Raw genomic sequence first — 14,040 nt, 5'->3', positions numbered from 1 at the left:
TCACTGCCATCCCCTTTTTTATATCCGACATTTCCCCAACTGTCACTATTGGACAAGATCAGCGACAACGACGCGCCGTTAGTCGTCGAGCGAGTTCTTCAATACCGGCAGCAGTTCATCGAGAAGCGCTTTTAGCTCGTCTACCTTGTCCATTGGCACATCGCAGGATTGCAACAACTCCCAGGGCACACAGGCACAGCGGTCACGCAAGGCCAACCCCGCGTCAGTAAGGTGGATCTTCACCACCCGCTCATCACTGCCATCCCGCTGCCGGCGAATATACCCCTGCTCTTCCAGGCGCTTGAGCAAGGGCGTCAGTGTATTCGTGTTCAGAATAGCCCGGCGCCCCACGTCCTTGACTGCGCAGGGCGCATCTTCCCAGAGTATCATCATCACCACATATTGCGGGTAAGTGATTCCCAGGGGCTCCAGGCGATCCTTGTACAGCCGCGTAATCAGGCGCGACGCGGCGTACAGAGGGAAGCACAGCTGGTTATCAAGGCGGAGCTCTTCCGGTGTGTCGTTGGACATTTAATACCTCATGCAGACAGTGCTGCTACTACATCCTTCTCCAGGTCTTCCGGTTTGGTAGTCGGTGCGTAACGTTTGATTGGCTTCCCATCCTTGCCAACCAGAAATTTTGTGAAATTCCATTTTACCGCATTGCTTAAAGTACCAGGCGCTTCTTTTTTCAAAAAAGCGAATAATGGATGGGCGTTCTTGCCATTCACATCAATTTTTTCCGTGATGGGAAAGCTCACGCCGTAATTCACCAGGCAACTGCCCTCAATCGTGCTCGCGTCTCCGGGCTCCTGGCCGGCAAATTGATTGCAGGGCGCGCCAACAATCACCAGACCCTGATCGCGGTACTTCTCATACAGAGCCTGCAAGCCCTCATATTGAGGGGTCAGGCCGCATTTACTGGCGGTATTCACGACCAATACAACCTTGCCCTGATAGTCGGCGAGGTTCATTGGCTTTCCCTGCAAGCTATTGATTTCAAAGTTATAAATTGATGTCACAGTCTTTCTCCCATGGCGCTTTCGCGCACTGATACAAAGTAAAAATATCAAAGCCCGGCTATTGTATCTTACAAGCTTATATCGTGCACGATATTATTTGCGATTACTTAAATTCAAGTCTATCGGAATGACGCCGTTATAATGGGTAACACCACCCCCAAAGCAATGACTGGTTGCTCCTACTTGACAGAATAGCTCATTGGCGGAGTAGCGCTATGGTAATTATTAACCCGAGTGTCAATACCAATCCTGCATCACTGGTCAGGCCTTCCGGCCCGGCACCGGTGCTGGCGGTTGATCGCGTATTGAATGCCGTGGTGCTGGGGCAGCGCGCTCAACACCTGTACGAACTCGCCTCCGGCAATTTACGCATGACCGCAGAGAGCCAAACGCCCTTGCGCAACGGCGAGCAGCTGCAGCTAAAGGTCACCGGACAGGACGCCCAGCAACGCCCCGTGCTACAGGTTTTGTCTCAGGACAACAGGGCAAATATTGCCCCGATGCTGCGAAATACGCTTCCGCTGCAGCAGCCCCTGACGCAATTGGCCGCCAGTCTGGAGCAGCTTGTCCAGAACCTTCCCTCCAGACCCGCCCTTCAGGCGGCACTGGCGTCCTTTATCGGCGTGACTCCCTCTCGCCAGCAACTGGGCGACCCTGAGCAGCTGCGGCGGGTGATTCAGAATAGCGGCCAGTTTCTCGAATCCTCAATATTGGCCAACAACAGTAGTTCCGGCGACCTGAAAACGGCCCTGCTGCGCCTGGCCACTCAGCTTGAACAGGCCCGCGCCCAGGCCGGAACCACCGCCAATAATGCGGCGCAGGGCAAACCCCTGCCACAGAGTTACGGCCCGCCGGCCACACTGGCAAAGCCGACTGATGCAGCGTCTACTCCCGACCCGGCAAACAGCCCAGCGGCACTTGCCAAAGCGGCTGGCTCACCGGCAAGCGCTTACCAGTCGATGCGTCCCAACACTGAGCTACCTGGCCAGCTTGGCCCGCAGGCACGTCTTGCCGCGGCGCCAACAACTGATACTGACACGGCGCTAAAACAGCTATTGCAAAATGTACGCGGCGCCATCGCCCGTCAGGACGCCCACCAGCTTTTGCACCTGCAAAGCCGCGAACCTGGCAGCCAGCAATATTTCATTGAGTTACCGGTGCACGACAGGGACGGCATCGATATTTGGCAACTCCACCTGCACCAGCAGGCGCGGCATCAGCACGACCGCGAAGATGCCGCACCCACCTCGTCTCCCCGAAAACAGGCGCCGAGCTGGACGATTACATTGAACTTTGATTTGCCGGGATTGGGGCCAATGAAAGCCCATGTACACCAACAGGAGGAAGCGGTGAGTATTCACTTTACCGCTGAACAAGCCAGCACATTGACACTGCTGGAGCACTTCCGCCACGAACTGACGGCCCGGCTCAACAGCCAGGGTATCACCGATCTCGATTTACACTGCGACTGCGCCAAAGTCAGCCCGCATAGTACCTCGCTGGGCGACCAACCCCTGCTGGACGATAAGGCATGACAGCGGAAAGCGGTACTATCGCCGTGTCGCTGCACTACGATGGCAGCGAGGCCCCCAGAGTCAGCGCCAAGGGCGAGGGAGACGTTGCCCGCCGTATCCTGGAGCTGGCCACTGAGCACGATATTCCCATTTACCAAAACGCTGAACTGTTGCAACTTCTCAGTCGAGTTGAGCTGGACAGTGAAATTCCGCCTACCCTGTATATTGCCGTGGCCGAAATCATCGCTTTTGCCTATCGCCTTAAGGATCGGGTACCAGACAACTATGCCGGTTATGGCGCGTATCAGGATGTCGACGACGCCGACGGGAACGAATCGACGGAAGAGCCTCTGCGGCAAAGGCCAATGCGGGATCAACCCGTGCGAGAAGTCAGTGGAGAAGTGCTATCGGCGGAGGAGGACCCACTACGCCCGGAGGAAGAATAAACTTATACAAATAAATCGATTACACCGCAGACTTGCTACCCAGGCTGACTATCAGCTCGGCCTCAGCTCGACTCATGCCGCAGCGCTCCACGAGGTCGGCCACCTTGCCGCCCTCGCCGGCCAGTTTTACCGCGCGCTGGTAGTAGCGCACATCGCGCTTGTCACCTTCCAGCTGCTGTTGTCGCGACCCGACCAGCTCCAGATATTCCTCCAGCGCCAGCACCCGCTCACCCAGAATCGCGAGGGCGTTCGCCTGGCTGTCGATTTTGCGATTCTGTCGCTCAATTTGCTCGTTCAGCAAGTCCTCCATCGCCTCGAAACGGGAGCGACGGCTGCGCCACGCAAACAACAATAACGCCAGTCCCGCCACACAGAGCAACACGCCCATTACAGCGACATCACTCAAACCGCTGACCCACGCGACCACTGCCTCGGGCCATGTCCCGACCGATTCATTCACCGCCGTCATACCGCGTCACCCCGTCCAGTCCTGCAGGCGCGCCTTGAGGCGGATAATCGCCTGACTGTGAATCTGACATACTCTGGATTCACTCACTTCAAGCACCTCGCCGATTTCCTTGAGGTTGAGGCCCTTGTCGTAATACAACGCCATTACCATTTTCTCGCGCTCGGGCAAGGCGTCGATTTGCAGTGCCAGCGAGCGTTGAAAACCGCTGTCCATAACGTGATTCAGCGGCGTATCGTCGCTGTCAGTGGCCGCTTCGGGGAGATCCTGCTCACCCTCTGAAAACTGTTCCAGACTGAATAAGCGCACGGACGAGGTGTCCCGCAACAGGTCGTGGTAGTCGTTGATCGACATACCCAGCTCAGCGGCGACTTCCTGGGCGCTGGCCTCGCAACCAGTGCGCGCTTCGACCCTGGCCGTCGCTCCGGCAATTTCCCGAAGTTGGCGACTTACCGACCGCGGCGCCCAGCCGTTCTGGCGAATCTGGTCCAGCATTGCACCGCGAATGCGAATACTGGCATAGGTTTCAAATCCTGCCCCCTTATCCGCTTGATAGTTACTACCGGCCTCAAGCAGGCCAATCATGCCTGCCTGGATCAAATCATCGACATCGACGCTCGCCGGCAAACGACTGACCAAATGATAGGCAATACGTTTCACCAACGGTGCGTGGCGCGACACCAGCTCGTCGCGGCTGCCGTATTGCACATCGAGATAGGCGCTGTGTCCGTTCACGCAGTGGCCCCGGATTGTTCATCGCTTTTCAGCATACGATCGACAAAGAACTCGATATTGCCGCTGGGGCCCTTGGGTAGCGGCCACTTGTCCACGGTTTCCGCCAGCTTGCGAAACGCCAGTGAGGCGTCACAGCCGGGGAACAATTCACTTACCGCCTTCTGGCTGGCATCCGCCTTGACCAGAAAGCGGTCCCGGGGAATAAACCCGGCGTATTCAAGCGTCACGTCGAGAAACCGCTGGGCAACCTCGTTCAAACGCTCAAAGCCATCCCGCGCCTGCTCGGTACTATCTACCATATTGCGCAATATCTTGAAGCGGCTGATACCCGCATCGCGGTTCATCACTTTAATCAAGGCGTAGGCGTCGGCCATCGAAGTCAGTTCGTCGGTCACCACCACCAGCACATACTGGCTGGCCTGACTGAAGGTAATGACACTGTCAGAAATCCCCGCCGCCGTATCGACGATCAGCGCGTCGTAGTCTTCGTCGAGTTCACTGAGCGCACGCACAATCGCACCGTGGCTCTCGGCGCCCAGCTCTGCCATTTTCTTGATCCCCGACGCTGCGGGAATAATCGAGATACCGTTGGGGCCAGTCATCAGAATATCTCTGATCTGACACTCGCCATTTAACACATGGGACAAATTCCATTTGGGCCGCAGACCCAACATAATATCAACGTTGGCCAGACCCAGGTCGGCGTCCATCAACAGCACGCGCCGCCCACGGCGGGCCAATTGGCAGGCCAGATTCACCGAAACATTGGTTTTGCCGACGCCACCCTTGCCACTGCTTACGGCGATCACTTTTACTGCACTCATGTTTCGTCCTTATTCTATTGTTTCCTCGGCAACGGTTGCTGCCGACCAGCCCTAGCCCATGACGCTCAAGCGTGTTGCTCCCGCGCCCTGCGACGCCGGCGCAGCCGACTTGCCGGGCGCAAAGCCCTTGGCCATACGCAGCGCCATATTGACCAACTTACCGGCATCAGCCGCCGATAAATTCTGCGGCACCCGCGGGCCGTTGCTACACCACACCGCGGGCAAGCGGTGTGTGATCAGATTGGACAAAATCGCTCCAAGCCGCATTGCTTCGTCGATTCGGCTCACCACGACCCCTTCCGGGTTCATTCGCGAGTAAGCGTCGATAATCTCGCTCTGCACATAGGACTCAGTATCCGCTGGCAGTGTTAAAAACACTCGAGTGTTCGGCATCACTGACAACATTGTCTCCAGTTCGCGCAGTCCTTCTTTGTCTCTGAACGACATTCCGGCGGTATCAATCAACACCAGCGACTTGTTCTGCAGCACCTTGAAGGTACGCGCGGCCTCTTCATAGCCCTGGGCGCTGTGAACCGGAATCTGCAAAATCCGGCCGTAGGCGCGCAGTTGCTCCTGAGCCCCCACCCGGGCAGTATCGGTTGTTAAAATCGCGATACCATCGCGGCCGTGGGCCATAACATACTGTGCCGCCAACTTGGCGATAGCGGTGGTTTTACCCGCCCCCTGCGGCCCTACCAAACATATTGCCCCACTTGTGGGGGGCGCCGCTATCGGCATTTTCCGACATAGCAGCATTTTCAGCATTTCCCGCTGCACTGATTCGCTTTCGTCCGCCGGAATGCGCTCTTTCAGTTTGCCGGCCAATGCGGGGTCGAGATCCATCGCCTCCATCAACTGCTGACAGGCGAATTGCTCCGCGGGGGCCTCCTGCCGCAGCTGTTGCCAGTTCTGGTCCTTCAATTGAGACATCAGCATGGACTTCATGCTGGCCAGTTCCTGCTTGAGAGTCAGCAACTCCTCCTGCTGGGACCACACCATCTGCGGCGCACTGCCAATATTTTGTCGGGCGGGTTCCGCTGGCTGTGGCGGCTCGGCGCGCTGCGGCGTCGGTGCAGATTTCCGCTGCCGCGCCAACAGCGCGGCCAATGCGGTTTTCTCCCCGGTGGCAGCCGGTGCGTCCCGGCGCAGGTGAACCACGGGTTCGAAATTTTCCTCTTCGTGGTCAGGCTCTTCCCAACTCACCACCAATTCGACACCACCCGGAATACTTTTACAGTCGAGGATCACCGCGTCAGGCCCGTGGGCCGCGCTAATCATGCGCATGGCCTGCTCGCTGTCAGCTGCCTGATAGGTTTTTACTTTCATACGCTGCTCCCCGCACCGTCACTTTCAGTTTAGACGGGCCTGTTGACCAATGGTGGACAATAATCTTACTTCCTTGCTATCGGGCACTTCGTTGTAGGACAACACGTGCAAACCCGGTACGCTGCGGCGAGTAAATCGCGAGAGCCAGGCCCTGATCGACGGCGAGACCAGGACCACTGCGGGCTGCCCCGCGACTTCCTGACGCTGACTGAACTCGGCCAGCTCCCGCTGAATCCGCTCGGCAATTCCCGGCTCCAAACCTATGGCACCGGATCCGCCTCGAAGCATATCCTGCAACATCTGTTCCAGCTCAGCTGCCAGCGCTACCACCGGCAACTCGCTCTCTAAGCCATTGATTTCCTGAACAATCATACGTCCCAATGAGACGCGGACGCCCTCCAGAAGATCGTCAGGATTTTTGCTACGGGGAGCTTGCTCCGCCAAAGATTCGGCGATCAGGCGAATGCTGCGTATGGAAATATTTTCCTTGAGCAGGTTTTGCAGCACCCTCACCACCACACTCAGCGGCAACTGCTGGGGCACCAGCGATTCCACCAGTTTGGGGTCAGTTTTGGCCAAACGATCAAGTAATTGCTGCACCTCTTCATGCCCCAGCAGTTCGTGGGCATGTTGTTTCACCACCTGGCTGAGGTGAGTGGCCACTACCGTGCAGGGGTCTACCACGGTGTAACCCAGTGTCTGCGCCTGATCCCGCTGGGCGGGGTCGATCCAGATGGCATCCATACCAAAGGCGGGGTCCTTCGTGGCTAACCCCTTGAGACCGCCCTGGGCACCGCCGGGATTGATCGCCATTTCTTTGCCCACCTGAATTTCACCCTGGGCGACCCCGTCGCCCAGCAATTGAATGCGGTAGCTACCCGGCGACAACTCCAGGTTGTCGCGAATATGCACGGGCTGAACCAGAAAACCGAGATCTCTGGACAACTTTTTACGCACGCCGGTGATCCTGGCAATCAGCTCTCCCCCTTGATTTCGGTCTACCAGCGGGATCAACCGATAGCCCACTTCCAGGCTGACCACATCCATCGGCGTCACTTCGTCCCACTTCAGCTCTGTAGGCTCGCGCGCAGCAGGAACATCGGCGACAGGCTCAGGTTCGTCATCATCCAGCAACTCCGGCGCGACGGCCTTCCTGGCCATATACCAGCCCCCGGCGCCACAGGCCCCGGCAAGCATCAGGAACACCAAATTGGGCATCCCTGGAATAATCCCCACCAGCCCGAGCACCGCCGCAGCCAAATACAGCACCATGGGATTGGCCACCATCTGCTCGACCATCTGTTCGCCCATGTTTTGCGGGCGGGAGATTCGAGTAACGATGATGGCCACCGCCGTCGACAGCAGCAGCGAGGGCAGCTGCGCCACCAGCCCGTCGCCAATGGTCAGCAGCGTGTAGTTGTGCATGGCCTCGGCAAAGCTCAGCCCGTGCTGAGCGATACCGACACCCAGACCGCCCAATACGTTGATGAACAGGATAAGAATCCCCGCCACCGCATCGCCGCGAACAAACTTGCTGGCACCGTCCATCGAACCGTAAAAGTCTGCCTCGGTGCGCACTTCCTCCCGTCGTTTGCTGGCTTCTTCCTGTGTCAAAATTCCGGCGTTCAGGTCTGAATCTATCGCCATTTGTTTGCCTGGCATGGCGTCGAGGGTGAAGCGCGCGGTCACCTCCGACACGCGGCCAGCGCCCTTGGTCACCACTACAAAGTTAATCACCACCAGAATGATGAACACCACCAAACCGACAACATAGTTGCCGCCGATCACAAACTCACCAAAGGATTCAATCACCTTGCCCGCCGCGCCGGGGCCGGTATGCCCCTCCAGCAACACCACGCGAGTGGACGCCACATTCAATGCCAGCCGCAGCAGGGTCGCGAGCAGCAAAACCGTCGGAAATACAGAGAAATCAATGGGTCGCTCGACATAGATCACCGCCAGAATGACGATCAGCGACAGCGTGATATTAAAGGTGAACAGAATATCCAGAAAAAACGGTGGCATGGGAATGACCAGCATGGCCAGACAGGCCATCAGCAGTGCCAGCACCCCCAGCCCGCTGCCAGTGGCATGCTGCACCCACTGGGGAATTCTTATACCTGCTGTTGTTGCCATAACCGGTCTTCCTCAATGACTTGTCTCAGCCCGCATACCGGGACTAGAGCAAATCCTTTAAATACGTGTCATCAATATCTGGCTCAGGTGCGTCCGGGCGCTCACCGCCAACACTTTGCCAACTGCGCAATTGATAGACATAAGTCAAGATCTGTGCCACCGCCAAATAAAGCCCGGCGGGAATCTCCTGATCCAGATCCACACTGGCAAAAACCGCCCTCGCCAGGCGCGGAGACTCGACCAGGCTCACCTTGTTGTCCGTCGCCAACTCGCGAATCCGGGCGGCGACCTGGTCGGCCCCTTTGGCCACCAACACCGGTGCGGCCATGCGCGCTTCGTCGTACTTCAGAGCTACCGCAAAATGCGTGGGGTTGGTAATGACCACGTCGGCGGTGGGCACTTTTTCCATCATTCTGCGGCGTGCTGCGGCCTGCTGCATTTCCCGCAGTTTGGCCTTCATCTCGGGGTTGCCGTCGGATTCCTTGTGCTCGTCGCGCACTTCCTGGCGGGTCATTTTCAGCTCTTTTTTGTGATTCCACAGCTGCCACGGCACATCGATGGCGGCGATAACGATCAGTGGCAGGCTGACAAACAGGAAGAACCACACCAGCAAGCCCGCGCTGTTTGCGATGGCTTCGCGGGGATCTTGCATCCCCAGATTGAGAATATCGGTGCTCATAACCTCGAGCACGGCGTAAGCTGCCGCGCCGATAAACAGCATTTTGACAATGGACTTGAACAGCTCGCCAAGACTGCGCACCGAAAACAATTTGCCAACACCTTTGATCGGATCGAGGCGCTCCGGCTTGAAACTGAGCTTGAAGGTCCAACCGCCGAGTACAGTATTGGCCGCAATCGCCGCAATAAAGGCCGCCAGCATCAACGGCCAGATGGTGAGCAAACCGCGAACCAGCATTTCATAGAGCTGCCCGGCCATGCGATCACTGCTAGCCAGCAAATAATTTGGCGACAGGGTTTGCCGCATAATGTCCTGCATTCCGGTGGCCAGCGAGCCCCCCGTGACAATCAGCATGGCTGCGCCCATCATGGTCACCGCCATGGTCGCCAACTCCTTGGAGCGAGGCACCTGCCCTTTTTTGCGGGCGTCGGCAAGTTTCTTCGCCGACGCCTCTTCGGTGCGTTCCTGACCGTCCTGATTTTCTGCCATTGTTCAGCCCCCCACCAACAGCGCCAGACGCTCATAACCCTGATCCAGCAGTCCGGCCAGCACCGGCAGCAGGTTGGGCACCAGTTGATCGACAATGAGATAACCCATCAACATCGCCAGCGGAAAGCCCACCGCAAAGAGGTTTAACGTGGGTGCCGCGCGGCTGATCACGCCGATGGCCACCTGCACTACCAACAGGGCGATAATGGCGGGAATCGCCACCCGTATCGCCCCGGAGAACAGCACGCTGCCCCACTGGGCGATGTTGCTGAATTGTTCAGTGGACACCGCCCGCTCGCCCACCGGCCAGATTTCAAAGGTGCTGGCCAGCAGCGCAATAAATTCGATATGGCCGTTCATCGCCACGAACAACAACATACAAATAATCAGCAGGTACTGGGACAATACCGGCACTTGCACACCCCGCTGGGGGTCTACCATCATCGCGAAGCCCAGGCCCATGCCGTTGGAGATCAACTGCCCCGCCAAAATAATTGCGTCGAAAATCAGCTGTAACACCAACCCCAGCGCCACACCTAGAATGAGTTCATTAATAATCAGCAAAAACGCGTCAAGACTGAGAATATCGACCGGGGCTGGTGTGGGCAGTATCGGCAACAGCACCAGGGTGAAAAACACCGTAACCATCACCTTTACCTGGGCGGGAATATAATTGGCGCTGAAGAAGGGTGCGGTCAGCATTGCCCCGCTCACACGGGCAAAGGGCAGCCAGGCAGCGGCGAGCCAAGACATGATCTGCGCTTCGTTGAGCGGCAATACCACAGCGCGTCCTCAGCCCACCAGCAGGGGAATCATTTCGAACAACTGCCGAGTAAAATCGAGCAGGTGACGCAGCATCCACGGCCCCATCATGCCGAGCACCACCACCAGCACCACCAGCTTGGGGATAAAGCTGAGGGTCATATCCTGAATCTGGGTGGCCGCCTGAAACATACCGATAAACAGACCGGCGGCCAGCGCTGCCAGCAACAGGGGCGCCGCCAGCAGCACGGTGATATTCAGCCCCTGACGTCCCAGTTCAATCACAGTATCCGGTGTCATAGCGCCTCCTCAGCGGTAAAAACTGGCAGCGAGGGAGCCCATCACCAGCCCCCAGCCGTCCACCAGCACAAACAGCATGATTTTGAAGGGCAGCGAAATCATCATTGGCGACAACATCATCATCCCCATCGACATCAGCACGCTGGCAACCACCAGGTCGATCACCACAAAGGGAATAAAAATCAGAAAACCGATCTGAAACGCGGTTTTAAGCTCACTGGTGAGGAAAGACGCCATCAACACGGTAAAAGGCACATCCTCTGGCTTATCGAAGCTATCGTAGCCGGCGATGTCGGCAAAACGGGCAATATCGTCTTCCCGCGTCTGGGCCAGCATGAATTCACGAAAAGGAGCAAAGCCCTTGGGCAGGGCCTCCTGGAAGGTCATTTCCTCGGCGATATAGGGCGCTACTGCCTGGGTGTAGGCCTGCTGCGCCACCGGGAACATAATAAACAGGGTCAGGAACAGCGCCAGACTCAGCAACACCTGGTTGGAGGGGGTTTGCCCCGTACCCAGTGCCTGACGCAGAATCGACAATACAATAATAATACGGGTAAAGGCGGTCATACCCAGCAGCATCGCCGGCAGCAGCGTCAATGCCGTCATAATCGCCAGCAGCTGCAGCGAGACACTGTATTCCTGTCCACCGGCCGCATTGGCAGAGCTGGTTACCGCGGGCACCGACAGCGGATCTGCCGCAAAGGACAGCAGGGGCGTCATGACACCGAGCAAAACCAGCAATAGTTGACGACGGCTCATGACGGTCCCCCGCCACGACGCTCGGCCAGCTGCCGGGCGATCACCGAGGCAAACCCCTGAGGGGCGGCGGTGTCATCATCACCCGGCGGTGAGGTCCATTGATGCAGGGTCTGCATAGAGCCGGGGGTGCAACCAACGAGCAACTTCTCGCCCTCAACTTGTACCACCAGCAGTCGTTCTTTCATGCCGACGGGAATCTGCGCGACAACATTAACCCCGGCCCGCGATGGCCCCTGCACCTGCCGCAGACGGCGCATAAACCAAGCCATGGCCAACAGCGCAATAACGATAAGCACCAGGCTGCCAAAGGTGCCAATAACATCGCTGCCGCCGACAAGGGGGAGCGTTCCCGCTGCGGGGGCCGCTCCCTCCGCAGCCGTGTTCACCTCTTCGGCACTTGCCCACCAAGGTAGCAACAGAGCCCATGTCAAAGTGGTACGCACTGACATCAACCCGCCTCTTCCGCCGCGGCCTCGACCTCGTCGTCCTCTCCGACCACTTCGGTCAGCATGATGCCGAACTTGTCTTTAATCACGACAATTTCGCCACGGGCCACCAGCGTGCCGTTGACCAAAACATCCAGCGGCGTGCCGGCCGCGCGATCCAGCTCAATAATGGCTCCCTGGCTTAACGCCTTGATGTCGCGGATGCTCATGCGGGTACGCCCCACCTCCACCGAGACATCGACGTTAACGTCCATGATTTTGTCGAGTTTCAAGTCTTGTGCCATTGTGTGTGTCCTCTACAGAGTCTGCCGCAACGATGTCAACGCGGCGTCAGATTTTTCCCGATGGCCCGGTCAGCCGCACGGCGTACTGACCACCATTGCTGCCAAACAAGCCGCGCAACATGGTTTTTCCACCCACTTTCACCGCGACCTCGTCTGGCGAAGCAATGGGGATTACGTCCCCTTTCTTCAGCTGTGCCACCCGATTCAAGCTCAAACGGGTATGGGCGATTTCCGCAACCAGCTCCAGTGGTGCCTCCTCCACCGCAGTGGACAAGCGCGCGCGCCAGTCAGCACTCGCCGGTTTGTCTCCGGCTTTGCCCGGTACCGCGATGCTTTCGCGCAGGGCATCCAGGGCCGACCACGGCACGACCGACCACAAGCCGCCCTTGACATCACCCACGCTCACCTCAAATCGCGTCGCGACCAGTGAATCGGCCTGGTTGAAACCTTCCAGTAGTCGCGGGTCACTGCTCTGGCTGGTGATGGTTGGCGCACTCTGCATCACCGCTTTCCAGGCATTGGCGATATCGGGAAGCAGAGCGGCATTGAGCAGCTCCATAAAACTGAATTCAGAGGTGGAAAACTGCTCTCTGGCGGCGTCGGCCTTACTGCCGTAACCGCCGAAGTAACGATCGACAAAGGTGAAGACCAGCTCGGACTCAAAGGCAATCAACAAGTTGCTTCCCAATGGCATTCCCGACACCACGGAAATACTGCAGGGCGCAGGCAGGGTTCCCAGCAGCTCGTCGAACTTCATCACTGATATTCGATCGGTGCTCACCGACTCCACCGAGGCGACAAACTCCCGCATTCGGTCGCGGGCGAAATTGGCGAACTGCGACTGGATCATCGACAACGTTGGAATCAGCCGCTGAACGGCATAATCCTGACGCGCCAGATTATATTTGCCGGAGGAGGCACTCTTTGAGTCCTCGTCCTCGGCCATCAGGGCTTCGAGTTCTTCCGGATCTAGTACGCCGCTCACATCAACCTCACTGCATAACAAATTTGGTGAAGTAGACCGCGTCAATTCCTCGGCGTCCGGTCTCCGCTTCCAGCACATCGTTGATCGTATCCAGCACTTTCTGCTGAATTTCCTTGCGACCTTCGATGCTGTTGATCTGCTCTTTTTTCAGGTTACTGAACATCATGATCAGCTCGTGACGGATACGCACGTCGTAGGTTTCCAGTCGCTCCACAACGTTATCCTTGCGGGTCATTACCTGCACATCCACCTGCAAGAATTTGGTGGTGCGCTCGTTGAGCAAATTCACCACAAACGACGGATCAAGGCTGTAATACTTGGGCTTGGGCAAGGCCGCTACTGGCGCCACTGCCGCTCCGCCTGCCGCCATTGCAGGTGCAGGCTGACTGCCTTTCACGAAGAACCAGGTTCCTCCCGCCGTCGCCAAAAGAAGCACAACAACAAGACCTATCAGCACGAATTTATTTTTGAACATAGTGACCCTATCCAGTATTGCAGAAAACGATTGTCGCCAAATGGCAATCACACCTTAGACCGATTGCCCGCACCGACCGTATAGCGACTTGTACTCAGAACCGCCCGATTGAATTCGTCTATGCACAGTATATGCAATCGCCGAGCCACAAATAATTCTTATATTTTTCAATTAGATACAGAAACAAATGCGAGAATGCCAATTATTTGGCAGGCCCCCGCCGCGAAGCCCGCCGCCGGTTAACCTAAAAAGTAGCAAAAATGGACAGAAAGAGTGGCAGAAACTGAGTGAAACAGAGCATAAAAAAACCTGTGCCACAGGACACAGGTCTTTTGGTTGGGGCAAGTTTAGCTGACGCTGGCCTTCGGGCCAGCACAAATTAATCGCGTCGG

At 57.2% G+C, this 14,040-nt stretch carries 17 protein-coding genes; 2 read left to right on the top strand and 15 right to left on the bottom strand.

Features of this window, described 5'->3' with window-relative positions; all coding sequences use genetic code 11:
• Window positions 1-78: 78 nt before the first annotated feature.
• Together HCU74_RS05090 and HCU74_RS05085 are read right to left on the bottom strand one after the other, a co-directional pair.
• Window positions 79-531, bottom strand: a complete 453-nt coding sequence (locus HCU74_RS05090; protein ID WP_168449346.1) for a MarR family winged helix-turn-helix transcriptional regulator — start codon at window positions 529-531, stop codon at window positions 79-81.
• An 8-nt stretch (window positions 532-539) separates the two neighbouring features.
• Window positions 540-1,022 (bottom strand): redoxin domain-containing protein, encoded by a 483-nt coding sequence (locus HCU74_RS05085; RefSeq protein WP_168449345.1) that lies wholly within the window; start codon window positions 1,020-1,022, stop codon window positions 540-542.
• A gap of 215 nt (window positions 1,023-1,237) precedes the next feature.
• Between HCU74_RS05085 and fliK the strand changes: the two genes are divergently transcribed.
• Together fliK and HCU74_RS20290 are read left to right on the top strand one after the other, a co-directional pair.
• The gene (gene fliK, locus HCU74_RS05080) at window positions 1,238-2,557 is read left to right on the top strand and encodes a flagellar hook-length control protein FliK (protein WP_168449344.1); all 1,320 of its coding nucleotides are present in this window, start codon (window positions 1,238-1,240) and stop codon (window positions 2,555-2,557) included.
• Entirely contained in the window at window positions 2,554-2,982 is a 429-nt protein-coding gene (locus tag HCU74_RS20290; RefSeq protein WP_168449343.1) for an EscU/YscU/HrcU family type III secretion system export apparatus switch protein, read from the top strand. Before fliK ends, HCU74_RS20290 begins: the two co-directional genes overlap by 4 nt.
• A 19-nt stretch (window positions 2,983-3,001) precedes the next feature.
• On the opposite strand, the gene HCU74_RS05070 is transcribed toward HCU74_RS20290, so the two are convergent.
• From HCU74_RS05070 to HCU74_RS05010, 13 genes are read right to left on the bottom strand one after another with little or no spacing between them, the layout of a single operon-like run.
• Window positions 3,002-3,451, bottom strand: a complete 450-nt coding sequence (locus tag HCU74_RS05070) for a DUF2802 domain-containing protein (protein WP_168449342.1) — start codon at window positions 3,449-3,451, stop codon at window positions 3,002-3,004.
• A 6-nt stretch (window positions 3,452-3,457) separates the two neighbouring features.
• Window positions 3,458-4,183: an RNA polymerase sigma factor FliA gene (locus HCU74_RS05065; RefSeq protein WP_168449341.1), complete on the bottom strand. Its 726-nt coding sequence runs from the start codon at window positions 4,181-4,183 to the stop codon at window positions 3,458-3,460.
• Entirely contained in the window at window positions 4,180-5,007 is an 828-nt protein-coding gene (locus HCU74_RS05060; protein WP_168449340.1) for a MinD/ParA family protein, read from the bottom strand. The genes HCU74_RS05065 and HCU74_RS05060 overlap by 4 nt, the downstream gene beginning before the upstream one ends.
• A gap of 51 nt (window positions 5,008-5,058) precedes the next feature.
• On the bottom strand, window positions 5,059-6,333 hold the full coding sequence (gene flhF, locus HCU74_RS05055; protein WP_168449339.1) for a flagellar biosynthesis GTPase FlhF: 1,275 nt from the start codon (window positions 6,331-6,333) through the stop codon (window positions 5,059-5,061).
• A 24-nt stretch (window positions 6,334-6,357) separates the two neighbouring features.
• On the bottom strand, window positions 6,358-8,469 hold the full coding sequence (gene flhA, locus HCU74_RS05050) for a flagellar biosynthesis protein FlhA (protein WP_168449338.1): 2,112 nt from the start codon (window positions 8,467-8,469) through the stop codon (window positions 6,358-6,360).
• 43 nt (window positions 8,470-8,512) lie between these two features.
• Window positions 8,513-9,637 (bottom strand): flagellar biosynthesis protein FlhB, encoded by a 1,125-nt coding sequence (flhB, locus tag HCU74_RS05045; protein WP_168449337.1) that lies wholly within the window; start codon window positions 9,635-9,637, stop codon window positions 8,513-8,515.
• A gap of 3 nt (window positions 9,638-9,640) precedes the next feature.
• Complete coding sequence (fliR, locus tag HCU74_RS05040; protein ID WP_168449336.1) at window positions 9,641-10,390, bottom strand: flagellar biosynthetic protein FliR; 750 nt, start codon at window positions 10,388-10,390, stop codon at window positions 9,641-9,643.
• A gap of 39 nt (window positions 10,391-10,429) precedes the next feature.
• Window positions 10,430-10,699, bottom strand: a complete 270-nt coding sequence (gene fliQ / locus HCU74_RS05035; protein ID WP_168449335.1) for a flagellar biosynthesis protein FliQ — start codon at window positions 10,697-10,699, stop codon at window positions 10,430-10,432.
• A 9-nt stretch (window positions 10,700-10,708) separates the two neighbouring features.
• Entirely contained in the window at window positions 10,709-11,419 is a 711-nt protein-coding gene (gene fliP, locus HCU74_RS05030) for a flagellar type III secretion system pore protein FliP (protein ID WP_210425164.1), read from the bottom strand.
• Between the two features lie 35 nt (window positions 11,420-11,454).
• The gene (gene fliO / locus HCU74_RS05025; protein ID WP_168449333.1) at window positions 11,455-11,907 is read right to left on the bottom strand and encodes a flagellar biosynthetic protein FliO; all 453 of its coding nucleotides are present in this window, start codon (window positions 11,905-11,907) and stop codon (window positions 11,455-11,457) included.
• Window positions 11,907-12,188, bottom strand: coding sequence for a flagellar motor switch protein FliN (gene fliN, locus HCU74_RS05020; protein WP_168449332.1), 282 nt, complete (start codon window positions 12,186-12,188; stop codon window positions 11,907-11,909). The genes fliO and fliN overlap by 1 nt, the downstream gene beginning before the upstream one ends.
• Window positions 12,189-12,234: 46 nt before the next feature.
• On the bottom strand, window positions 12,235-13,173 hold the full coding sequence (locus tag HCU74_RS05015; protein ID WP_168449331.1) for a FliM/FliN family flagellar motor switch protein: 939 nt from the start codon (window positions 13,171-13,173) through the stop codon (window positions 12,235-12,237).
• A 7-nt stretch (window positions 13,174-13,180) separates the two neighbouring features.
• Window positions 13,181-13,648 carry a flagellar basal body-associated FliL family protein gene (locus HCU74_RS05010; protein ID WP_168449330.1) on the bottom strand — a complete coding sequence of 156 codons (468 nt, stop codon included), beginning with the start codon at window positions 13,646-13,648 and terminating at the stop codon, window positions 13,181-13,183.
• Window positions 13,649-14,040: the final 392 nt, after the last annotated feature.

It is taken from the genome of Spongiibacter thalassae (assembly GCF_012272835.1).
Taxonomy (GTDB): domain Bacteria; phylum Pseudomonadota; class Gammaproteobacteria; order Pseudomonadales; family Spongiibacteraceae; genus Spongiibacter; species Spongiibacter thalassae.
This window is presented reverse-complemented; position numbering and strand designations above follow the sequence as displayed.